The sequence below is a fragment of the Acinetobacter sp. YH12112 genome (assembly GCF_013418945.1).
GTDB lineage: Bacteria > Pseudomonadota > Gammaproteobacteria > Pseudomonadales > Moraxellaceae > Acinetobacter > Acinetobacter indicus.
In genome coordinates, this window is sequence record NZ_VPBA01000033.1 from 11,607 (window position 1) to 32,465 (window position 20,859).

Consider the following 20,859-nt stretch of genomic DNA (forward strand, 5'->3'; position numbering starts at 1 on the left):
CTTTGGCTGTTGAGCTGATTCTAAAAACCATTTAACTTCGTGTTAGATGGTTTTTTCTTTTTTAAGAATCTAAGAATTCAAAATATTTCAATTCCCCCATTTTTCTTCCTCTCAATTGAGTTGCTGCATTTTCTCGATCTACCAGAAAAACCAGAATAATTTTTTAAATAGACATAAAGTTATGTTATAACATAACACTTTTTAAAAGGGGGCTCGCATGAAATACAGCACACTCATGACTTTAATTTTATTGGCGATGCAACAGGCACAGGCTGAAGAGCCGATTACAATTCTGGAACCACTTATTTTTCAGGGGGATGATACTGACAAGAATCTGAATATTGCACTTAAAGAACGCATTGAAACAGCCAATACCTTGGGCGATGCTGTTAAACATATGCCTGGCGTGCAAAGTAGCGCATTCGGTCCCAATTCGGGGGCACCAGTGATACGCAGTTTGAGCGGTCATCGGGTCGGGATTCTGGAGAATGGTCAGGCGATCAATGGAATGAATGCTATCAGCGGTGATATTAATATTCCATTTGATCCACTATTTACTAAAAGCGTGACCGTACATAAAGGGACCAATACTGTGCGTTATGGCGGACAGGCGATTGGTGGTTATGTGGATATAGATTCGGGCATCATCTCAAAAACGCTGGAAGAGAAGAGTGCCAATGTCGATGTAGTGTATAAAAAGGGCTTTAACGATTTTAGCGGGCATGGTATTCGCATTAATATCAATAATCAGGAAAACCTGAGCACCAATATCCAGTTTTCTACCCAACAGATTTCATCTTATAAAATTCCCGGAAAGAGCAAAGCAGCTGTCTGTGATACAGCGATTTTCTCGGAGCGAGGCGGGATTGATTCTGCCTTGGCAAGCGCCTGCCAGCGCGATGCCAGAATTGAACAGGTCTTTAATAAGGCACATCATCAATATTTAAATAAGCATGTTTTAGAAGATATCGCCCAGAATCCTCAGCATTTTTATGATTATTATGATGGCTTGGAGTCGGCCAAATATACTGATCAAGCGGTTTTAACCCGCTATGTGAATGGTGCCTACCGGGAATTTGTCAATGATCCTAACCCGGATTATGTGCCCAATACGCCAAAATATGTGGAAAGCCGAACCAATCAGGATGTTACGCCCAATTATCAGAAAAAACTGGGCAATAGCTATGCCAGAAATGAAAATATGGCAATCGGGAGTACTTACTTTTTAGACAATGGCTATATTGGAATTAGTGCCGATTATAAAACCAGTGATTATGGTGTGCCGGGTTTCTCAATGGAGAATAAATCTTTCCAGAGCGCTTATGAAGATAGTTTGCCGGTTACGGTGCAGATTAAACAGAACCGTTTTGCGGTTGATGCGTTACTCAGAGACCCACTGCCTGTACTTGATCATCTCCAAATTCAGGCATCGAAATTATCCAATCGCTCGGGTGAATATATTGGTGCAAGCAAAGCCAATGAATATCAGTTTGATAGCCATGCTGCCGAACTGGTACTAAAGCAGATGCCTTATAAAAACTTGAGCGGTGAAATTGGCACTGCTTTGAATGTGCGTGATGTTAAGGGTTCAGGAACACAGCGCTATCTTCCTAATGTCAAAACCACGACTCAGGCGGTATTTATCCAGGAAAAATTGGACTGGGAGCGGTTTTCAGTGGATGCCGGTTATCGCCATGAAAATGTTCAGCATGAGATTCAGGATCAGAGTTTTAAACTGGCGCGTAATGCGGCCAATAGCACCCTAAAAAATAAATCTTTTGCTCTAAATAGTTTTTATGTCGGTTCGAATTTTAAAGCGACTGATTATCTAGACTTTAGGCTGCAATATTCTAAGTCAGAACGGGCTCCTGAAATTAATGAACTGTATGCCAGCAATCCGCATTACTCGGTTATGACGCAGGAGGAGGGCAATCAGGCACTAAACAAAGAGAAAATGCAGGGGCTGGAGTTAATCACGCATGTGAACTGGGATGCTGCGAATATCGCTGTAGCTTTATATCAAATGGATTTTGAAGATTATTTTTATTTGTCGCATTCCGGTTCATCCATGAGAAACCGTTTACCGCTGAAGTACTGGAAGCAAACCGATACTAAAGTGAATGGTTTTGAGGTGGATATGAACTACACTTTTGATTTAGACCATTTTGGTGAGGTACAGGTCGGTGGTTTTGCTGATCTGGTTAAAAATAAGGCCACTAATCCGGAAAGTTTGCGTTTAAGTAATGATGGCGTGTATTTGCCGAATATGCCGACCAATCGTTATGGCGCCCACATTGAATGGACACGCACAGATTGGTCAGCGCGTCTGGCAAGTATTTATTATGATCAACCGCAATATTTAGGAAAAAATGTGTCAGAGGAAGTGCCATTACCGGCATATAACCTGATGGATCTGGATATTCGTAAAAAAGTGACTTTAAAAAATGCCAGTTTTGATGTGTTTATGAATGGATCAAACCTGCTGGATGAAGAGGCACGTCCACATAATTCGCCCCTGAAATATATTGCGCCGTTACCGGGCCGCGCTTTTCAGCTGGGTGTGACCATGCATCTTTAAGGGTGGGATAATCTGAATATTTTCTTCGGATCCATCGGTAGGTGGGCTGCTTGATGTATTGAGATGGATGCATCAGATATTCAGGTTGAGCATTCGCTGTTCGACATCGGTAGGCTCATCTGGAAACAGGTGAGCCTTTTTATGGCTGGTATAAAACCGGCTCCAATAGTGAATCTAGGCAAAAAGGGCAGTCATTTACTTACGTTAATTAAGGGATTCTAGGTATTCTGCTGATCACCGAATAAGAAGTCCTCTTAACTTTGAAATTCAACTTAAAATTATAATAATTTTCTATTAATAATTCATTCAAAGTAGACTGGGTTGGCTAATTTTTGGCATAAAATATGTAATATTATGCAAATATATAAATTATAAATTTATATATAATTTCCAGCAGAATCTATCGCTGTAGTTTCTTTCTTTTTTACTGCCTCCTCCTCTAGGGAGGCATTTTTTTGAGGAGAAAAATTATGCTCCATCTTCTATTCACTTTATTTGGCCTGCATGAGGTGACTGAAATCGACTACCTGCTCGATGAAGAAGGGAATGAAACGTATAGCAATGGTTTAGATGAAGAGCATTAACAGTGCTCTTACATACACTCATTTTTACTACATTTTACTAAAATTTGCTTAACTGACTGGCATTACACCCACTGGTGGGCTTTTTTATGGCTTTATCCATTGCTCTGGAAATTACAATTTGTACAAAAAATGATCAAAATTGAATGTGAAAGCTACAAATTTGAATGATAGTTTAAATCCAGATCTTCCAATAGGTGAGGTGAGCAATGAAACTATTAGCTTTGATTGGTGTAGGGCTTGCAGCAAGTTATTGTTATATCAATATTAAGAACAAAAACTTAAATCTATCCAATACGGATTTCGATGAAAGCATCCACAAAGTCGTTATTCAGGACTTCTGGGTTTAGTGGGTAATTTTTTATTTAGATTATCGAAATGAGATAATTTAAATGAATGTTAATTTTTATGAATGTCATATTATGACAACTTGTAAAATTTCTATTTATATAAAATTTGTATCAGGGCTAACTTCTGATTTTCTCCCAATGCCGTCCTCCAGAACAGGAGGCAGATTATTAAGAGTAGAATATTATGATCCAGTTCCTTCTTTGTCTGTTTAGCTTTCATGGCGCAACTGAAGTTGAATACACGGGTGATAATGAAGAAATTCGGCGCTGTCAGGATTGTCTAAAAGAGCGTGAATAGGCGCTATACCCGCATCCATAGAGCATAGAAAAATTGCCGGCTTGGCTTAGAACGGATCTTTTTTGACTTTTTTAATTTCAAGGGCAATCAAGATTGATGCAAAAACAAGCAGTCCGCCAATGATCAATAATAATGAATCATTTGCCTTGAATCCAACCCAGAAACTCAGGCCACTGCTGACTAAACAGCTTAACAGGAGAACAATTAAAATTCCGTATTTCACGATACATCTCACGTTAATTTTTTTAATCCCGTGATGATATACCTGTACTGTGAACCGCTTGTGAAAGGAAAAAATATAGGTGTAACTGGACGGTCACGCTATACGCAGTGTTGTGATCGCTGGGAGATGAGAAGGTTTTTTTGATGCTTACTCGATGCTTAAGTCAACACACGCCAAGCGTTCACGATGCAGAGGGTGATTAATGAAAGGCAAAGGTAGAACACAAACTCGCTGCTCATCGAGCTGGCCTGATCAAGCCTGTAGTAATAGAGAATAAAAACTAAAACTAGGATCGCAATAAGAATAAGCATCGTTATTTTTTAAGTCTGAGATATCTCAGCATAATAGATGAGAGTGCATTGAAGGCAAACAGTGTGTCATTTTAATCTGGAGTGTTCATGCTTATTGAACGACTAGATATTGATTAATATAAGATTCAAACTCAAGAACCTAATTAAAGAAAAACCATCTACTAGCCCCGAATCAAAGTTTTTAAAAAGTTAAAAGCCTTCGAACCGTTTAAAGTCATCTTTCCAGATTGAAGAATTTTAGAGCTAAAGCCATCCTCATGTAGACACATGGCTTAAATAACATTGAATAAGATGTCATAATTGCTAAAATGCGATTCGTTTTTTATTACAGTTTTACAAGCTAAGAAATAAAGCTTTGTAAAACAGCAATCTATCTAGGAAAATTTTCAATGCTTGATATCTATTTAACGGATGTTCAGAAAAAGGTGCAATTTACCGATTATCCGGGTGAGCATCCTGTTAAATTTATTTTAAATTTTAAGAAAATTTTCCCAAGTGTGATGGAGCTGCTGCTGCCGGTGCTGCCTGAAAATGAAAACCTGGAAGAAATGACCTGGGAATCAACCACGGCAGATCTGGAATTGTTTAAATTGCTGCTCAGTGGTTGGGGCCTGATTGAACTGCGTTTAAATGCTATTGCGAAATATAAAGATCGCGCTTTTGCAGACCATTTGGTGAAGCAAGCACAGCAAAAACGTCAGGACTATAAAAAATCACAAAGCCAATTGGCGACAGTAGAGCTGGACTATCTGTTTATGCATGAAGTTCATGCACAAATTGATGCTGAACTGGTCGAGCTGGGTGAAAAATTCTATTTACCGACCCTACGTGAATTGTGGCAGGGTAAAGTGGCGGCCAATGTCTTGAATGCACAATTCTAAACGACATTTGCATTCTAGAAGTATATAAAAAATCCCCATGTAGTTTATTACATGGGGATTTTCTTTAGGAGGTAGATATTTAAAACCTGCTTTCCATCATTCAGTTTTAAAACCAGTCGCTGTGCATCGACAGGCAGGTATCATCAAATTCACTCAGTAATTTGGCCTGATGTTCAATTTCCGGTAATTCCCAGCGAATAAAATAGCGCGCCGCTTGCAACTTTCCTGCTAAAAATTGCTGATCTTCTGCCAACTCAGACTGTCCAAACTGCTGTTGCGCCTTGTTGGCCATATCCAGCCATAACCAGGAAATAATTACTTTAGCCATCATATCTAAATACAGGGCAGAATTGGCCAAAGCCTCACTGGTCTGACCTTGCATAAGCGCCTGTCCCAGTTTTTGTGTGGTGCTTTGTACCGTAGCCAAATGTTTGCAGAATTTGCTAGACAGATCCAGAATGGCCGGATGCTGAATCTGTTCCAGCGTGGTGTTGATGCGTTGCATCAGCAGATTTAAGCCTTTGCCATTGTGCTGCCATAATTTACGCCCGAGTAAATCCAGTGACTGAATACCAAAAGTGCCTTCATGAATCGGATTTAAGCGATTATCCCGATAATACTGTTCTACCGGATAATCACGGGTATAGCCGGCACCGCCGAGCACCTGAATTGCCAGATCATTGGCTTTCGGCCCATAGGCAGACGGGAAAGATTTAACCACAGGCGTGATCAGATCGAGCAGAATGGCGCTATCTTCCGAGCCACCCGCCTGATGTTCATCAATCAGTCGTGCGGCAAACAGACACAATGCCAAAGCACCTTCTACATAGGCCTTTTGCGCTAATAGCATCCGTTTCACATCGCTATGTTCAATAATATTGACCGGTTTGCTGTCGCTATTTTTTTCACTGGCCAGTCGGCCTTGCGGACGGTTTCTGGCATATTCCAGCGATTCCAAATAACCGCGATAACCGATCATCGCGGCGCCCAGCCCGACACCGACACGCGCCTCGTTCATCATTTTGAACATATATTTCAGGCCCTGACCGGCTTCACCAATCAAATAGCCTAAGCATTGGTCATTTTCACCAAAATTCAGCACAGTCGATGTTGTCCCGCGATAGCCCATTTTATGTAACAGGCCCGCCAGTTTGACATCATTGCGTTCACCCAGCGAGCCATCTTCATTGGTCAGGAATTTCGGCACAATAAACAGGGAAATGCCTTTGACACCTTGCGGCGCATCCTGAATCCGCGCCAGCACCAGATGCACAATATTTTCAGTAATGTCCTGATCACCCCCAGAAATAAACATTTTCTGGCCTTTGATTTTGTAGCTGCCATCGGCTTGTGGAATGGCTTTGGTGGTCAGATCACCCAGAGAGGAACCGACATTCGGCTCGGTCATGGCCATGGTGCCGGAAAAGCGGCCATTGAACATCGACGGGACAAAGGTCTGTTTCTGCTGCTCGGTACCGAAGGCCTGAATCAGATTCGCTGCGGCGGCGGTTAAAAACGAATAAGCCACGGTGGCAGGATTGGCCGACATAAAATAGGCATTGGCAGCCATATTAATCAGTGTGGGAAGCTGCATACCGCCCTGATCATAATCATGCTGGGCACATAACAGACCGGCCTGGGCAAACTGTTGCCAGGCCTGTTTCACTTCGGCAATGGTATGTACCTGTGTACCATCAAAATGCGGTTCTTGCGCATCGCCTTTGGTATTGTGCGGGGCAAAATAGTCTGCTGCAATGCCGCGCGCCGTATCTAAAATACTGTCGAAGGTGGCTTTGTCATGTTCCTGATAACGTTCCAGCTGGGTCAGCTGTTCGGCTGAAAATACCTGATAGAGTAAAAAATCCAGATCTTTTTGATTGATGAGTGCGGTCATGGGATGCCGTTACCTGTTTTTATTGATTGCTCTTAGCTTAACAAGACTTGTATTGGCAGATAAATTGTCAATAATGACACTCAAGGAGCTAAAAACGACATTTGGGAAGAAAGCATGAAGCGGGTTTTTATTCTGGCCTATGATGGTGCACTGGCCTCGGCCATAACCGGTGTGGCCGATTTATTCAGTCTGGCCGGCATTAGCTGGAACCGGATTCAGAAACAGGACATCCAGCGTTTGTTTCAGGTGCAGATTGCCTCGCCACAGGGAAAAACGGTGCAATGCAGTAATGGTTTACGCATTGAGGCGCATCTGGCCTATAGTGAAATCCAGCAGGCCGATTTGCTGGTGATTCCGACTTTGGCCGGTTCCATCGAGCAGATTCTGGAAAAAAATCAGTTGCTCATGAATGTTCTGCAACAGGCCGATCAAGCCCAATGCCTGATTGCCGGAAACTGTACCGGGAATTTTTTTCTGGCCGAAGCCGGAATTTTACAGGGCCGCAGCGCCACCACGCATTGGGGTTTTAAAGATCTGTTCCAGCAGCGCTATCCAGAAGTCCATTTACAGGCGGATCGCCTGATTACCCAGTCCGATCATGTCTATTGTGCCGGTGGCGGGTTGGCCTGGTTCGATTTGGGCCTGCATTTAATTGAACGCTTTTATGGCTTTGAAATTGCCATTCAGACGGCCAAATCCTTTGTGCTGGATTTTCGCCGTGACAACCAGTTGTCCTATTCCTTGATGCGTATGAGCAAGCCACATCAGGATGGTTTGGTAAAAGAAATCCAGCATTGGCTGGAGCAGCATTTTAGTGAAAACTTGAATATGGAAGATGTGGCGGCGCGCTTTAATATCAGCCCGCGCACGCTCATTCGCCGTTTTAAAGCAGTGTTAGATGTGGCGCCGAATCAGTATGTGCAGGCTATTCGTATTGAAGCTGCGCAAAAACGGCTGGAAGAAACCGAGCAGCCGATTGACCGGATTATGCAAATGGTGGGCTATGAAGATCCGAGTTCATTCCGGCGTTTATTTCGCAAGAAAACCGGCCTAACCCCAATGGAATACCGCCAGCGCTTTGGCCGGCGGTTTTAAGCGTGTTGCTTTCGTTAGCGTGATAACTGTGGCTGCACCTGCTGAGCATGACGACCATGTAGCAGATAATACAGGCCTAAACACAACAGCGCGGCGATGGCACTATAGAAATACATCTGCGCATAACTAACCGATTTCAGCGCGATTCCGATCAAATACGGCCCGAAGCCCAGCCCTGCATCCAGACAGATAAAATAGGTCGAGGTCGCCAGTCCCATACGTTCCAGTGAGGTACTTTTGACCGCAATAGTCTGACAGACCGATTGAATATTGCCATAGCCCAGACCGAGCAAGCCGGCACAAAGCAGCAGCATACTGGAGTTATGCGCCTGACTTAGTAAAAACAGGGCAATCGCCATCACAATAAAGGCGGGATACATAATGATATTTTCACCTTTACGATCCATAAGCCGCCCGGTAAACGGACGCGAAAACAAAATGGCGATGGCATACATTAAAAAGAATAAGGACGCGGCTTCGACCAGATCAATTTCCTTGGCGTAAAAGTTAATAAATGACAGCACGCCGGAATAGCAGATAGAAGCAAACAGCATAATCAGGGAAATCGGCAGCGCATTCTTTTCCAGATACTGGGTCCAGAAGCCAAAGCTTTTACCTGCTGCCGCGGTGGCTGCAGGTTTAGGCTGCGCCAGGTTCGGCATCCGGATAAAACAGGCCACCACCAGACAGCCCAGCGCCAAGACACTGGATAAGCTAAAAATCGTCTGATAACTGGTGTGCAGCATCATCCAGATCGCGACAAAAGGACCAATCGCCGTACCCAAGGTGCTGCTCATGCTGTAATAGCCAATACCTTCACCGCGGCGGGTGGGCGGCAGGGTTTGTGCGATGACCGTACCGAGCACGGTAGAGGCGACTCCCATCATAAAGCCATGAATAAAACGGATGCCGAGCAGGGCGGTCACCCCCATCTCTATAAAATAGCCTAAGGAAAACAGCAAGAAACCGGCCAGCCCAAAAAGCAGGGTGCTACGATAACCGAAACGCTGTAGGCATTTGCCAATCAGCAGACGGCCAAATAAGGTGCCGACAATAAACAGTCCTGAAATTAAACCGGCTTCGGCAATGCTGGCATTTAATTCCGCCACAGCATAACCGACAATCACAATCACCAATAGATAAAAAATCAGTACCAGTTGAAAATTGATCAGGCCGACCAGGATAAAGTTTCTGGTCCATAGCGGTGCTTGTGCTGAACTCATTTGTCTTCACCTTGTAGGGTCGGTTGTAACTGTTCACTCAGCTGATTAAGGATCTCGCGGGTATGGGCGATGTCCGCAACTGCAAAAGACTGCAGCAGCTGCTGTTCAAACTGATCAATCTGGCTTGAACAATGCTTGAAAAGTTCCTGCCCGTGAGAGCTAAAAGTCAGGCATTTCTGCCGTTTATCGCTACTTTCAAGCTGATGGATTAAACCCAAGTCCAGCAACATCCGAATACGTTTGGTGATGCTCGGTTTGGACACCTTTAAATAGGCGGCAATATCTACCTGGGTACATTGTTGTTTTAAATGAATGACATATAACACCTGCCACAAGGAATAATTAAGCTGATGCGGCAATAACAGAGTATTAACTTCATCGCTGAACAGACGTGCGCAGCGTAATAAGGCGGTACGAAATTTTAAGGGAGAGCTTGGCATAAAAAAATAGTTAACCAGGGTAACTAAAACAAAGTCAATGTACGCCTGTTCGGAATTTTTTTCAAGTAGGGAAGCCAGCGAAGGATTCAAAAAAACAGATGATAAAAGATGAGGGGGCAACGTGTATTGCTATAGATTTGTTAAGCAGCGTTAAGGTCAATCAACTGAACTACAAAAATTCCTCTCATCCAGTCCTGTCTATCCAGCTGATAAACCGCAAGAATAAAAAATCAGCGCTTCTATCTTCCAAAAAAACTCATCAGTTGCAGAAATTACTCGCTTAAAGATTCTTGATCAAAAGCCTACACAAGGCCTATACAACTTCGTCCTATGCTGAAGCGCGATGAGAAAAATTCAAAACGCTATATTTAAAACTCTACACCCTGAGCGCAGCTCGACCTTTTGAAAGGTGGCATGATGACCCTCGGTTTTACCGCGCTGGAACTGGCCCGGATTCAGTTTGCCTTTACAGTTTCGTTTCATATCATTTTTCCGGTCATTTCCATTGGTCTGGCCAGTTTTCTGGCGATTCTGGAATGGCGCTGGTTACGCAGTCGTAATCCGATTTATCAGGACCTGTTTAAATTCTGGGTCAAGATTTTTGCGGTCGCCTTTGCCATGGGGGTGGTTTCTGGCATTGTCATGAGCTATCAGTTTGGCACCAACTGGAGTGAATTTTCCCGTATCGCCGGCAGTGTCACCGGACCATTATTGGCCTATGAAGTGCTCACCGCTTTCTTTTTGGAAGCGGGTTTTCTCGGCATCATGCTGTTTGGTTGGGGACGGGTGGGACCTAAAGCACATTTTTTCTCGACTTTAATGGTCGCAATTGGCACCTGTATTTCCATGTTCTGGATTTTATCAGCCAATAGCTGGATGCAAACTCCGCAAGGTTTCAGCATCGAAAATGGCATTCTGGTGCCACAGGACTGGTGGGCCATTGTCTTTAATCCGTCATTCCTGTATCGGCTGGCGCATATGGCCATTGCTGCCTTTTTGGTCTCTGCTTTGCTGGTGGCTGCCACGGCCGCTTGGCATTTACTTAAAGGCCGTCGGGATGCATTGGTAAAAACCTCGTTTTCAATGGCCTTGTGGCTGATGCTGATCTTAACTCCCTTACAGGTGCTGGTGGGCGATTTACATGGCTTGAATACCCTGCAACATCAACCAGCCAAACTGGCAGCGATGGAAGGGCATTGGGATACCAATCATGAGAAAGGCATGCCGCTGTATCTGTTTGGTATTCCCGATATGCAGGCCGAAGAAACCAAATATGCACTGGCGATTCCCAATTTAGGCAGCGTAATTCTGACCCATTCGCTAGATGGCACCGTCACTGGCTTAAAAGAATTTGCCCCGGAAGATCGGCCCAATTCGACCATTGTGTTCTGGAGTTTCCGGATTATGGTCGGCTTAGGCGTGCTGATGCTGATTCTGGCGCTATGGGGATTGTGGCTACGTAAACGACAGCGTTTATATGAACATCGTCGTTTTCAGCGTTTTGCCCTGTGGATGGGGCCCTCCGGTTTTATTGCCTTATTGGCCGGTTGGTTTACCACAGAAGTCGGCCGCCAGCCATGGGTGGTCTATGGGGTGTTACGTACCGAAGATGCCTTATCGCCAGTGTCTGCAGAGCAGGTTGGCCTGAGCTTGATGATTTTTGTACTGGTGTATTTTGTGGTGTTCGGGATGGGCATTTATTACATGCTCAGACTGATGCACAAAGGGCCGGAACTGATTCATTCAGCGCCATCATCAGCCTCTGATGCTGAGCTTACTCAAGCCTCCAGACGGCCATTAAGCAGTGTCACCGAGCAGATCAACCCGCCCACCGAGCGTCCCAAACAGGAGCAGGAGCCATGATGGATTTATCTTTGCTGTGGATCGGGATTATTGCCTTCGCGGTGCTGATGTATGTGGTGTTAGATGGCTTTGATTTGGGCATCGGGATTTTATTTCCATTTTTTCCCGAGCAGGCAGAGCGGGATGTGATGATGAATACCGTCGCGCCAATTTGGGATGGCAATGAAACCTGGATGGTGCTGGGAGGCGCCAGCCTGTTTGCTGCTTTTCCCTTGGCCTATGCCACGGTACTTTCGGCCCTGTATTTACCGGTCATTTTAATGGTGATTGCCTTAATTTTTCGCGGTGTTGCCTTTGAGTTTCGTTTTAAGGCCAACAGCAGCAAACACTGGTGGGACAAAGCTTTTATTGGTGGCTCTGTTTTTAGCAGCTTTTTACAAGGCGTAATTTTGGGCGCTTATATTCAGGGTATTCGTACCGAGCAGGGGGTATATGCGGGCCATGGCTTGGACTGGTTAACGCCGTTTAGCCTGTTTACTGGTGCTGGCGTGGTAATATTGTACGCCACTTTAGGTTGTGGCTGGCTCATTTTTAAAACCGATCAGGCACTACAGCAGCGTATGTACCGTTTAATGCCGAAGATGCTGATCGGCCTATTGATTGTTTTAGCAGCCGTCAGTATTTATACCCCGATAACCCAGCCGCACATTGCCGAGCGCTGGTTTAGTCTGCCGCAGCTACTGTATTTCTCTCCGGTGCCGATACTGGTGCTGATCTTTACTTATCTGGCTTTAAAAGCCTGCCGGCAACAGCAACAGTTTCGCCCATTTTTGTATACGCTGGCCTTGGTATTTCTGGCTTATAGCGGTTTTTTAATCAGCTTATGGCCTTATATTATTCCGCCCTCGGTCAGCTTCTGGCAGGCTGCTGCACCGGAAAGCAGTCAGCGTTTTACTCTCATTGGCGCGCTGATTTTAATTCCGATTATTCTAGGTTATAGCGCGATGTCCTATTGGATTTTTCGCCATAAAGTCCGGGTGGGAGAGGATGGCTATCATTAAAGAAAATCGACATGAAGCACATCATCACAGCTCAGTTATTCCCTTAGTCATCAAGGAGCCGCAATGAAACGTACACAGCTGCTGTGGTTTATTGGTCTCTGGCTGGCCGGCTTTGTGGCTTTGGCGCTGATTGCCGGGGCTTTTCGTTTGCTGGTGCAATGGGCTTATTAAGCTGAATCATCTTCGGACTTTAAAAATCCGCCTGAGCATTTTATTTACGGTTCTGTTTGCGATAGACACTTGGCCGCACCGGGCGGCTACTTTTCCAGAGGCCTTTTTTCCGTGCTCTGGCCTGAGTCTGTAAGGCACGCATATGCGCCAGCTGCTTGCGATCACGAATATAATCTTCATAGACCCAGGCGGCGCCACGTTTGACCAGTTCTTCATTGACATTTTTACGGTAGCGATAAATCACCCCGACATGGCGGCCATAGCGATCAATATCGGTAATTTTGATCCGTACCACCTTCTGATGCAGCATGGTTTTCACCAGACGCCGGGTTTCCGGACCATAACTTTGACTCGATTCTGGCGCATCAATATAGGCAAAGCGGATGCGGGTTTCTGAACGTCTTAAATTAAAACGGTACAGGGTGAGGGTATCGCCATCGCTGACCGCAGTGACCCGCGCCCAATAGGTTTTGCCTTTTTTAAAAGGTCGAAACAGTTGCTGCACAAAGCGGGAAATCTTACCCAACAGCATAAACGCAACAAGACAGCATCCAGCGGCCAATGCCAGCAGCCAGAAAGGGGAGAGTTCAGTCAACATAGACGCTTTCAATTCAGCTGAACAGACCAGCCAGCTGTAAACCGTGAAAAATAAAAGTGCTACTGTAAAAGAAATGGCGCAATTCGCCGGTCGATTAAATCGCCAATTAGCTAGTTTTTAACAAGTCAGCTACGCTACAACGCCTGATCTGGCAAGGGCTTGAGCGATGTTTGAAATTTAATGAAGATAAAGCGCCTTGAATTTGAGTGATCTAAATAGCCTAAGCAAAAATTTTAGAAATTTCCGCTCTTAAAAATGCATGACGTGCATTCTCTTGCATCTCCTTATACCAGAACATCCCCAAATCAATTTGCGGCAGGTCGACAGGCGATTCAAAAATATGTAGCTTCGGGTCAATATGTAAATGCCGCAAAATACTTTCCGGAATGGTCAGCATCGCCGTGTCATGCTGCGCCAGAATTTGCAGGGCAGTGGAATAATGCTGACAGCGTAATAACAGGGTTCGCGACAGCTGATTGCGCTTTAAATAAATATCTTCCAGCAGCAGGCCACTACGGCGTGAAGAAACACCAATATGCGGCGCAGACAAATATAATTCTTTATCTATGGATGAACGCTGGCTACAGACCACGAAACGGTCTTGGACCAGCGCCTGAAACTGGATTTTATCGCCCAGCTTGTGTTCCAGATCAATCACAAAATCAATTTGCTGGGTGGCCAGATCATTAATCATGGTTTTACGGTCCAGCTTGCTGCTTAAAAACTGAATCTCCAAGTTCAGCTGCTGAAAGTGCTGCACCAGTTTGGGAAAAATAATCGGTTCAATTTCATCATGTATGGCAATTTTCAGGGTATGTACCATCGCCGGTTCAAACTGCTGTTTTTGCCGGGCAATATGCTGAATAGACAGCAGCGCAGTTTTAATAGTCGGATAAATCTGCTCGGCAAACGGCGTTGGTAACATCTGATGGCCGGTGCGAATAAACAGATCATCCTGTAACTGTAACCTAAGCCTTTGTAAAGCGTGACTGGTCGCCGACTGGCTGATACATAAGAGCTGCGCCGCTTTGGAAATATTTTTTTGTTCAAAAATCGCAATAAACAGCGGGTATAAATTAATATCAATACGATGAAAAGTACCCAGATCCATTGGGCTATTATTATGAATATTGTGCATAGTGCTTAATTCAATAAAATCATTTCATGCATAATAATTTTTAGGTTAAGGTGTTGTAAAGCCAATATAACAACAGATTGAGGAAGCTACAGTCATGTTTGAATTGTCAGCACGCGCACAGGATTATCTCGAAAGAACCCAACAGTTTATTCAAACAGAAATTGAACCAATTGAAGCCGACTTTTGGCAGCAGGTGCATGAACTGAATCAGGGTGGTGACTGGACGCAATGGCAGTGGCCGGCGCAATTAGAAAGTTTAAAAGCCAAAGCCAAAGCCGCGGGACTGTGGAATATGTTTTTGCCTTGTCCTAATTTGGGCCAGGGCCTGTCAGTGCAGGAATATGCACATATTGCCGAATTGTCTGGCCGTAGCCTGATTGCCCCGACCGTATTTAACTGTAACGCGCCAGATAGCGGCAACATGGAAGTGTTATGGCGTTATGGTTCAGAACAGCAAAAACAGCAATGGCTGATGCCACTGCTCGAAGGTAAAATCCGCTCGGTGTTTTGTATGACTGAACCGGCAGTCGCCTCTTCTGATGCGACCAATATGCAGGCTACGGCGGTGGTAGAAGGCGATGAGATTGTCCTGAACGGGCGTAAATGGTGGTCATCGGGTCTGGGTGATCCGAATGCCAAAATCATTATTTTTATGGCGCATACCCCGGACGAAAGCAAAGACCGTCATCATCAACATTCGATGGTGCTGGTCCCGGTCGATACTGCAGGGGTGAAAATTGAACGTATGTTACCGGTGTTTGGCGATTATGATGCGCCGCATGGCCATGGTGAAGTCAGCTTTGACAATGTCCGCGTGCCAGTGGCCAATTTTATTGGCGGTGCCGGCCAAGGTTTTGAAATTGCCCAGGGCCGTTTAGGACCCGGCCGTATTCATCACTGTATGCGTTGTATCGGTGCGGCAGAAAAATCACTGGAACTGATGATTGACCGCGGCATGAACCGGACTGCCTTTGGCAAGGAAATCCTGAAACTCGGTGGCAATTTGGAGCGTGTGGCCGAAGCGCGTGTGGCAATTGATCAGGCACGCCTGTTAACACTTTATGCTGCCTATAAAATGGATACTTTAGGCAATATGGCCGCCTTAACAGAAATTTCTGCCATTAAAGTAGTGGCGCCAAGCGTGCTGGAAAAAGTGGTGGATATGGCCATGCAAATCCACGGCGGTGCCGGGCTGTCCCGCGATACGCCATTGACCGGTTTCTTTGCCCAGGCACGTGCCTTACGTTTGGCCGATGGTCCCGATGAAGTGCATAAAGGCATGATTGCCAAACTGGAACTGGCCAAACGCGGTTACAGTACCCGTCGTAAAAAATAAGTGGCAAAACACCAGAAACAGTGTGGGTCTTTACAGCTGAAAATGCTCTAATAGGGCAAGACCTAAAAAAGTGAAAAATCAGGAAAATAACATGTCAGTGATTGATGTTGGCGGTCAGGTTCGTGAAGGCGAGGAACTGGATATTCAGGCAGTAAGCCAGTGGTTAAAGGCGCAAGGGGTTGATGTTCAGGAACCCGTTGAAGTGACCCAATATTCAGGCGGTGCCTCCAACTGGACCTATCGTCTGAACTATCGCAATGCCGATTTAATTTTACGTCGCCCACCTAAAGGCACCAAAGCCAAATCTGCGCATGACATGGCGCGTGAATATCATGTACAAAAAAATCTGGCACCGTATTATCCGGTATTACCGCAGATGGTGGCGCTGTGTCAGGATGAATCGGTGATTGGCTGTGATTTTTATATCATGCAGCGCGTGGAAGGCATTATCCCGCGGGCCAAACTGCCGCCAGAACTGAACTTTGATGAAAACCAGGTTCAGGAACTGTGCATTAATGTGATTGATAAATTAATCGAGCTGCATCAGGTGCCGTATCAGGGCACTGAACTGGAAAAACTCGGTAAAGGTGAGGGCTATTGCCGTCGTCAGGTGGAAGGCTGGGACAGCCGTTATGAAAAAGCCAAAACCCTGAATGTGCCGTCATTTAAATATGTACGTAAATGGCTGCACGAGAATATTCCGGCAGATTCCACCACCTGCATTATTCACAATGACTGGCGTTTTGATAATGTGATTTTAAATCCGCAGCATCCAACCGAAGTGATTGGCGTGCTGGACTGGGAAATGGCAACTCTGGGCGATCCGCTGATGGATCTTGGTTCGGCTTTGGCCTACTGGGTAGAAGAAACCGATAACCAGATTTTTAAAGCCACCCGCCGTCAGCCGACCCATTTAAAAGGCATGTTCACCCGTAAACAGGTGGTGGATTACTATCTGGAAAAAACCGGCCTGCAACCGGAAAACTGGACTTTCTATGAAGTGTTCGGGATTTTCCGTCTGGCGGTGATCGCCCAGCAGATTTACTACCGTTATTATCATAAACAGACCAATAATCCGGCCTTTAAAGATTTCTGGATTGTGATTCATGCCTTGCACATCCGCGCCTTAAAACTGATTGGGCTGCAAAAAATTGAAGCCAATGAGCTGGCACAAAAATATATGGCCAAATTTAAGGAGCTGCTGCCGAAATGACGACCATTTATTTAATCCGTCATGGCCAGGCTTCTTTTGGTGCAGAAAGCTATGACCAGCTTTCGCCGAATGGGGAATTGCAGGCCAAACTGCTGGGGCAGTATTTTGACAACATCTTAAAAGAAGAACCCTATGTGGTGGCCGGCTCCATGCAGCGCCATCAGCAGACTGCACAGATCGCTCTGGCCGAATGTTTCCCTGAAGCTCATCTGGTCACCAATCCGGACTGGAACGAGTTTAACCATCAACAGGTATTTGCCCAATACGAACCGCGCTTTAATGAACCGCATTTATTAAAGGCCGATGTAGCCAAAGAGCTTAATCCGCGGGCGTATCTGGCAAAAATTTTTGAAGGTGCCATTGAACGCTGGACTGGCGGTGAATATCACCATGAATATGAAGAATCCTGGCCGCATTTCAAGGCCCGGGTCGAAACCGCCTTGCAAAACCTGTGTGATGAACTGGCCCAAACCAAACCGCGTTACGCGATTGTGTTTACTTCGGGCGGAGTCATTTCGGTTGTTGCTGGAAAAATTCTGGAACTGAATCCTAACCGGACTTTTGCACTGAACTGGGCCATCGCCAATACCAGCATGACCACTTTGCGTCTGGTCGGCAATGAGCCGCAACTGTTAAGTCTGAATGAACATCATTTTATAAAAGCACAACATCCAGAATTATTAACCTGGATTTAATCAAGGAATAGACAGATGACCAAAACAATTTTAATTACCGGCGCAAGTTCCGGCATTGGTGCCGGTATGGCCCGCGAATTTGCACAAAAAGGCTATAACCTGGCCATTTGTGCGCGTCGTATGGAACGTCTGGAAAGCTTAAAACAGGAACTGGAAAGCAAGTACGGCGTGAGCGTGGCCGCAAAAACCTTAGATGTGACCAATTATGATCAGGTATTTGAGGTGTTTCGTGCCTTTAAAGAAGAGCTCGGCACAATTGACCGGATTATTGTCAATGCCGGGGTTGGTGAAGGCCGCCGGATCGGCAAAGGCAACTTTGCGATTAACCGCGCCACGGTTGAAACCAACTTTATTTCAGCGCTGGCACAATGTGAAGCTGCGGTAGAAATTTTCCGTGCCCAAAATTCTGGTCATCTGGTGATGATTTCTTCCATGAGTGCAATGCGTGGTATGCCAAAACATCTGACGGCGTATGGTGCCAGTAAAGCTGGTGTTGCGCATCTGGCCGAAGGCATCCGTGCCGAGCTGATTGATACGCCAATTAAAGTTACCACCATTTTCCCGGGCTATATCCGTACCGAAATTAACGAAGGCGCGAAAAAATTACCATTTGAAGTGGATGAGCAAACCGGTTCACGTTTACTGGCCGCAGAAATTGAAAAAGCACCGGTAAAAGCCTATGTGCCGAAATGGCCATGGTTACCGCTGGGCTTGGCCATGAAAGTCTTACCATTAAAACTGGTCAATAAACTCGGTTAATCCACATGTATATCAAGTGAAAAGTTCCATTTGGCGCTTTTCACTTTTTATTTTAAATGTTTGTTTTAAATATTTGAAAATTTAAAAATATTTCATAGAAAGATAAAAATAGAGGGCTTATTTTGGTTAAAATAGGCCCGATTTTTTTGAAGATGATCGACAACGCGATGTTTCTGAAGCTTGCAACCTTGGGTTTAATTCCCGCCCTGATTATTCAAGGCCGCCGGGTCAAGAAAAATACTTTAAGATTGGCAGAGCCAGAAGGGGAACGTGAAGGCACGAGCGGTCAGGGACAGGCCTTATCTATTTTGATTCTGGGGGATTCAGCTGCTGCCGGTGTTGGCGTCAGCCATCAGGAAGATGCCTTGCTCGGCGCGATTCTGGCCGGACTCACTTCCGAATTTCAGGTCAGCTGGAAACTGCATGCCAAAACAGGCAATACCACGGGACAGGTCATTCAAAGCGTTCAGCAGCTGAACACTGAAAAGTTTGATGTAGTGGTCACCTCGGTCGGGGTGAATGATGTCACCAAACTGATGCCGGCCGATATCTGGATGCAAAAACAGGCGCAGTTGTATCAACTGATTGCAGCTAAATTTCAGCCACAACTCATCCTTGCAGCAGGTGTACCACCGATGCAGCTTTTCCCGGCTTTACCGAACCCGCTGGCATGGCTGTTTGGCCAATATGCTAAGCAGATGAACCGTGAACTGCATAAATTTATTCAAAAACAGCCAAACATGGACTGGATTGAATATGACATTGCGCAATATCAGCAGATGCAACTGGAAATGGCCGAAGATGGCTTTCATCCGAGTAAAGAAATTTATCAAATATGGGGCAAAGAAGTAACACTCAAAATTAAACAACGGCTTAAGATGAATAAAGTGAATTGAGTTTGCCACCTTATGATTGATGATCTTGAAATTGAAACCCATCCCTTTGAGCCTTTTTTACCATCCAATGCCAAACTGCTGATGATGGGCAGTTTTCCACCGCCCAAAAACCGCTGGAAAATGGAATTTTATTATCCGAATTATCAGAATGATATGTGGCGGATTTTTGGTATCTGCTTTTTTCAGGATAAAAACTATTTTTTAGACCTGCCGAATAAAAACTTTCAGCTTGAACTGATTCAAAACTTTTTAAAAGATACCGGTATTGCACTGTTTGATACCGCCTACCGGATTAGCCGTTTAAAGGGCAATGCTTCAGATAAATTTCTGCATATTCACACCCCGACCGATTTAAATCGGCTGCTCCAGCAAATGCCGCTGTGCCAGTACATTATGACCACGGGTGATAAAGCCACTGATACCTTGATGGAATCAATGCCGGAAGGCACGCCGAAACCGGTAATTGGCCAATCTTCACAGGCGATCTTTGCTGGTCGAGAGCTGCATTTATACCGTATGCCGTCTTCATCTCGCGCCTATCCCTTAGCGGTGGAGAAAAAGGCTGAACTTTATTGCGGTCTGTTTAAGGATGTCGGCCTGCTTTAAAAAAGAGAGGATGTCTTTGGCATCATTGATGGATATTCTACCCATCTAAACGCATGAATATGCACCTCCCGAACCTGGGTGAAATCCGACCAGATCAGCTTGCTGCCGCGTGTCCATTTTAACGGCGCAATTCTGTGGTGTACCTGATTCATTTCCCCGGCAGTGGCCGGGCGTAACTCACCAATTTCAGCATATAAACGCACACCCGGATAAGTACGAAATTGACCTGACATCATTGATTTTAGCCAGAACGCGCGGCTACTGTTTACGGCCTGAATACAGGCCTGCGCATTATGTTTGAGATGCGGTTGCAGCGTGGCAGAGTAGGTATCAAAAAAGAAACCGGTGGGAGAGCTGTCGTTTAAAAATAAGGTTCCAATCGGGGTGATATTCGGGATACCTTCTGGACTCACACTGGCGATGGAGCAGTGCATACTGGCGCGCTGCGCCTGCGCAACCACTTGTCGTATTTGCCCCCAGGTTTGAGCATCCATATTCTTGTTCATTTTTATACTCATTTTATAGTTAAAACCAGCATAATAAAGACCAGAACTATTGTTATGCGTGAAAGCGCAACTGCATATCACTGCTGTCCCATAGTTTGCTTTAAATAAAAAAACCTGAGTCCTAACAGTTAAAATATGAGTGTAAACAAACACTTTAACGACCAGGATTCAGGTTTTGTCACATCAGAATACCGTATTTCATG

At 45.1% G+C, this 20,859-nt stretch carries 19 protein-coding genes; 12 read left to right on the forward strand and 7 right to left on the reverse strand.

What is annotated here, in order from left to right; all coding sequences use genetic code 11:
* Positions 1–217: 217 nt before the first annotated feature.
* On the forward strand, positions 218–2,578 hold the full coding sequence (locus FTU50_RS11990) for a TonB-dependent receptor (protein WP_168398202.1): 2,361 nt from the start codon (positions 218–220) through the stop codon (positions 2,576–2,578).
* Positions 2,579–3,853: 1,275 nt separating this feature from the next.
* On the opposite strand, the gene FTU50_RS11995 is transcribed toward FTU50_RS11990, so the two are convergent.
* Entirely contained in the window at positions 3,854–4,030 is a 177-nt protein-coding gene (locus tag FTU50_RS11995) for a hypothetical protein (protein WP_158650427.1), read from the reverse strand.
* A gap of 700 nt (positions 4,031–4,730) precedes the next feature.
* Here FTU50_RS11995 and FTU50_RS12000 point away from each other — a divergent pair.
* On the forward strand, positions 4,731–5,222 hold the full coding sequence (locus FTU50_RS12000) for a hypothetical protein (RefSeq protein ID WP_016658062.1): 492 nt from the start codon (positions 4,731–4,733) through the stop codon (positions 5,220–5,222).
* Between the two features lie 106 nt (positions 5,223–5,328).
* Here FTU50_RS12000 and FTU50_RS12005 read toward each other — a convergent pair whose 3' ends face one another.
* A complete protein-coding gene (locus FTU50_RS12005) occupies positions 5,329–7,116 on the reverse strand; it encodes an acyl-CoA dehydrogenase (protein ID WP_168398201.1) in 1,788 nt (595 codons plus the stop codon).
* Between the two features lie 114 nt (positions 7,117–7,230).
* Here FTU50_RS12005 and FTU50_RS12010 point away from each other — a divergent pair, with 114 nt between their 5' ends.
* A complete protein-coding gene (locus FTU50_RS12010) occupies positions 7,231–8,211 on the forward strand; it encodes a GlxA family transcriptional regulator (RefSeq protein WP_168398200.1) in 981 nt (326 codons plus the stop codon).
* A 14-nt stretch (positions 8,212–8,225) separates the two neighbouring features.
* On the opposite strand, the gene FTU50_RS12015 is transcribed toward FTU50_RS12010, so the two are convergent.
* Together FTU50_RS12015 and FTU50_RS12020 are read right to left on the reverse strand one after the other, a co-directional pair.
* Entirely contained in the window at positions 8,226–9,434 is a 1,209-nt protein-coding gene (locus tag FTU50_RS12015) for an MFS transporter (protein WP_168398199.1), read from the reverse strand.
* Complete coding sequence (locus tag FTU50_RS12020; RefSeq protein ID WP_180069770.1) at positions 9,431–9,874, reverse strand: MarR family winged helix-turn-helix transcriptional regulator; 444 nt, start codon at positions 9,872–9,874, stop codon at positions 9,431–9,433. The genes FTU50_RS12015 and FTU50_RS12020 overlap by 4 nt, the downstream gene beginning before the upstream one ends.
* Before the next feature lie 417 nt (positions 9,875–10,291).
* Here FTU50_RS12020 and FTU50_RS12025 point away from each other — a divergent pair, with 417 nt between their 5' ends.
* The 3 genes from FTU50_RS12025 to FTU50_RS12035 all read left to right on the forward strand — a co-directional run bounded on the left by FTU50_RS12025 (position 10,292) and on the right by FTU50_RS12035 (position 12,909).
* Positions 10,292–11,737 carry a cytochrome ubiquinol oxidase subunit I gene (locus FTU50_RS12025; RefSeq protein WP_180069772.1) on the forward strand — a complete coding sequence of 482 codons (1,446 nt, stop codon included), beginning with the start codon at positions 10,292–10,294 and terminating at the stop codon, positions 11,735–11,737.
* Entirely contained in the window at positions 11,734–12,738 is a 1,005-nt protein-coding gene (gene cydB / locus FTU50_RS12030) for a cytochrome d ubiquinol oxidase subunit II (protein ID WP_168398197.1), read from the forward strand. The genes FTU50_RS12025 and cydB overlap by 4 nt, the downstream gene beginning before the upstream one ends.
* A 63-nt stretch (positions 12,739–12,801) precedes the next feature.
* Positions 12,802–12,909 (forward strand): hypothetical protein, encoded by a 108-nt coding sequence (locus tag FTU50_RS12035; RefSeq protein ID WP_005178219.1) that lies wholly within the window; start codon positions 12,802–12,804, stop codon positions 12,907–12,909.
* 40 nt (positions 12,910–12,949) lie between these two features.
* On the opposite strand, the gene FTU50_RS12040 is transcribed toward FTU50_RS12035, so the two are convergent.
* Positions 12,950–13,507 (reverse strand): thermonuclease family protein, encoded by a 558-nt coding sequence (locus tag FTU50_RS12040; RefSeq protein WP_016658069.1) that lies wholly within the window; start codon positions 13,505–13,507, stop codon positions 12,950–12,952.
* 220 nt (positions 13,508–13,727) lie between these two features.
* Positions 13,728–14,645, reverse strand: a complete 918-nt coding sequence (locus tag FTU50_RS12045) for a LysR family transcriptional regulator (RefSeq protein WP_180069774.1) — start codon at positions 14,643–14,645, stop codon at positions 13,728–13,730.
* 94 nt (positions 14,646–14,739) lie between these two features.
* On the opposite strand from FTU50_RS12045, the gene FTU50_RS12050 reads away from it, so the two are divergent.
* From FTU50_RS12050 to FTU50_RS12075, 6 genes are all read left to right on the forward strand, one after another.
* Positions 14,740–15,981 (forward strand): acyl-CoA dehydrogenase family protein, encoded by a 1,242-nt coding sequence (locus FTU50_RS12050; RefSeq protein ID WP_180061705.1) that lies wholly within the window; start codon positions 14,740–14,742, stop codon positions 15,979–15,981.
* A gap of 91 nt (positions 15,982–16,072) precedes the next feature.
* A complete protein-coding gene (locus FTU50_RS12055) occupies positions 16,073–17,194 on the forward strand; it encodes a phosphotransferase family protein (protein WP_005178215.1) in 1,122 nt (373 codons plus the stop codon).
* Positions 17,191–17,889 (forward strand): histidine phosphatase family protein, encoded by a 699-nt coding sequence (locus FTU50_RS12060; protein WP_016658073.1) that lies wholly within the window; start codon positions 17,191–17,193, stop codon positions 17,887–17,889. Before FTU50_RS12055 ends, FTU50_RS12060 begins: the two co-directional genes overlap by 4 nt.
* A gap of 15 nt (positions 17,890–17,904) precedes the next feature.
* Entirely contained in the window at positions 17,905–18,648 is a 744-nt protein-coding gene (locus tag FTU50_RS12065; RefSeq protein WP_016658074.1) for an SDR family oxidoreductase, read from the forward strand.
* A gap of 167 nt (positions 18,649–18,815) precedes the next feature.
* Positions 18,816–19,544, forward strand: a complete 729-nt coding sequence (locus FTU50_RS12070; RefSeq protein ID WP_180055019.1) for an SGNH/GDSL hydrolase family protein — start codon at positions 18,816–18,818, stop codon at positions 19,542–19,544.
* Between the two features lie 15 nt (positions 19,545–19,559).
* The gene (locus tag FTU50_RS12075) at positions 19,560–20,150 is read left to right on the forward strand and encodes a uracil-DNA glycosylase family protein (RefSeq protein ID WP_171065083.1); all 591 of its coding nucleotides are present in this window, start codon (positions 19,560–19,562) and stop codon (positions 20,148–20,150) included.
* Here FTU50_RS12075 and FTU50_RS12080 read toward each other — a convergent pair.
* Positions 20,147–20,656, reverse strand: a complete 510-nt coding sequence (locus tag FTU50_RS12080; protein WP_180055021.1) for a pyridoxamine 5'-phosphate oxidase family protein — start codon at positions 20,654–20,656, stop codon at positions 20,147–20,149. The genes FTU50_RS12075 and FTU50_RS12080 overlap by 4 nt on opposite strands.
* Positions 20,657–20,859: the final 203 nt, after the last annotated feature.

Excerpts from the sequence above, each read along its gene's own strand:
- FTU50_RS12020 (WP_180069770.1), bottom strand. The coding sequence starts at position 9,874 with ATGCCAAGCTCTCCCTTAAAATTTCGTACCGCCTTATTACGCTGCGCA.
- FTU50_RS12055 (WP_005178215.1), top strand. The coding sequence starts at position 16,073 with ATGTCAGTGATTGATGTTGGCGGTCAGGTTCGTGAAGGCGAGGAACTG.
- FTU50_RS12000 (WP_016658062.1), top strand. The coding sequence starts at position 4,731 with ATGCTTGATATCTATTTAACGGATGTTCAGAAAAAGGTGCAATTTACC.
- FTU50_RS12025 (WP_180069772.1), top strand. The coding sequence starts at position 10,292 with ATGACCCTCGGTTTTACCGCGCTGGAACTGGCCCGGATTCAGTTTGCC.
- FTU50_RS12045 (WP_180069774.1), bottom strand. The coding sequence starts at position 14,645 with ATGCACAATATTCATAATAATAGCCCAATGGATCTGGGTACTTTTCAT.
- FTU50_RS12050 (WP_180061705.1), top strand. The coding sequence starts at position 14,740 with ATGTTTGAATTGTCAGCACGCGCACAGGATTATCTCGAAAGAACCCAA.
- FTU50_RS12035 (WP_005178219.1), top strand. The coding sequence starts at position 12,802 with ATGAAACGTACACAGCTGCTGTGGTTTATTGGTCTCTGGCTGGCCGGC.
- FTU50_RS12040 (WP_016658069.1), bottom strand. The coding sequence starts at position 13,507 with ATGTTGACTGAACTCTCCCCTTTCTGGCTGCTGGCATTGGCCGCTGGA.
- FTU50_RS12010 (WP_168398200.1), top strand. The coding sequence starts at position 7,231 with ATGAAGCGGGTTTTTATTCTGGCCTATGATGGTGCACTGGCCTCGGCC.
- FTU50_RS12005 (WP_168398201.1), bottom strand. The coding sequence starts at position 7,116 with ATGACCGCACTCATCAATCAAAAAGATCTGGATTTTTTACTCTATCAG.
- cydB (WP_168398197.1), top strand. The coding sequence starts at position 11,734 with ATGATGGATTTATCTTTGCTGTGGATCGGGATTATTGCCTTCGCGGTG.
- FTU50_RS11990 (WP_168398202.1), top strand. The coding sequence starts at position 218 with ATGAAATACAGCACACTCATGACTTTAATTTTATTGGCGATGCAACAG.
- FTU50_RS12065 (WP_016658074.1), top strand. The coding sequence starts at position 17,905 with ATGACCAAAACAATTTTAATTACCGGCGCAAGTTCCGGCATTGGTGCC.
- FTU50_RS12070 (WP_180055019.1), top strand. The coding sequence starts at position 18,816 with ATGTTTCTGAAGCTTGCAACCTTGGGTTTAATTCCCGCCCTGATTATT.
- FTU50_RS12080 (WP_180055021.1), bottom strand. The coding sequence starts at position 20,656 with ATGAACAAGAATATGGATGCTCAAACCTGGGGGCAAATACGACAAGTG.
- FTU50_RS12015 (WP_168398199.1), bottom strand. The coding sequence starts at position 9,434 with ATGAGTTCAGCACAAGCACCGCTATGGACCAGAAACTTTATCCTGGTC.
- FTU50_RS12060 (WP_016658073.1), top strand. The coding sequence starts at position 17,191 with ATGACGACCATTTATTTAATCCGTCATGGCCAGGCTTCTTTTGGTGCA.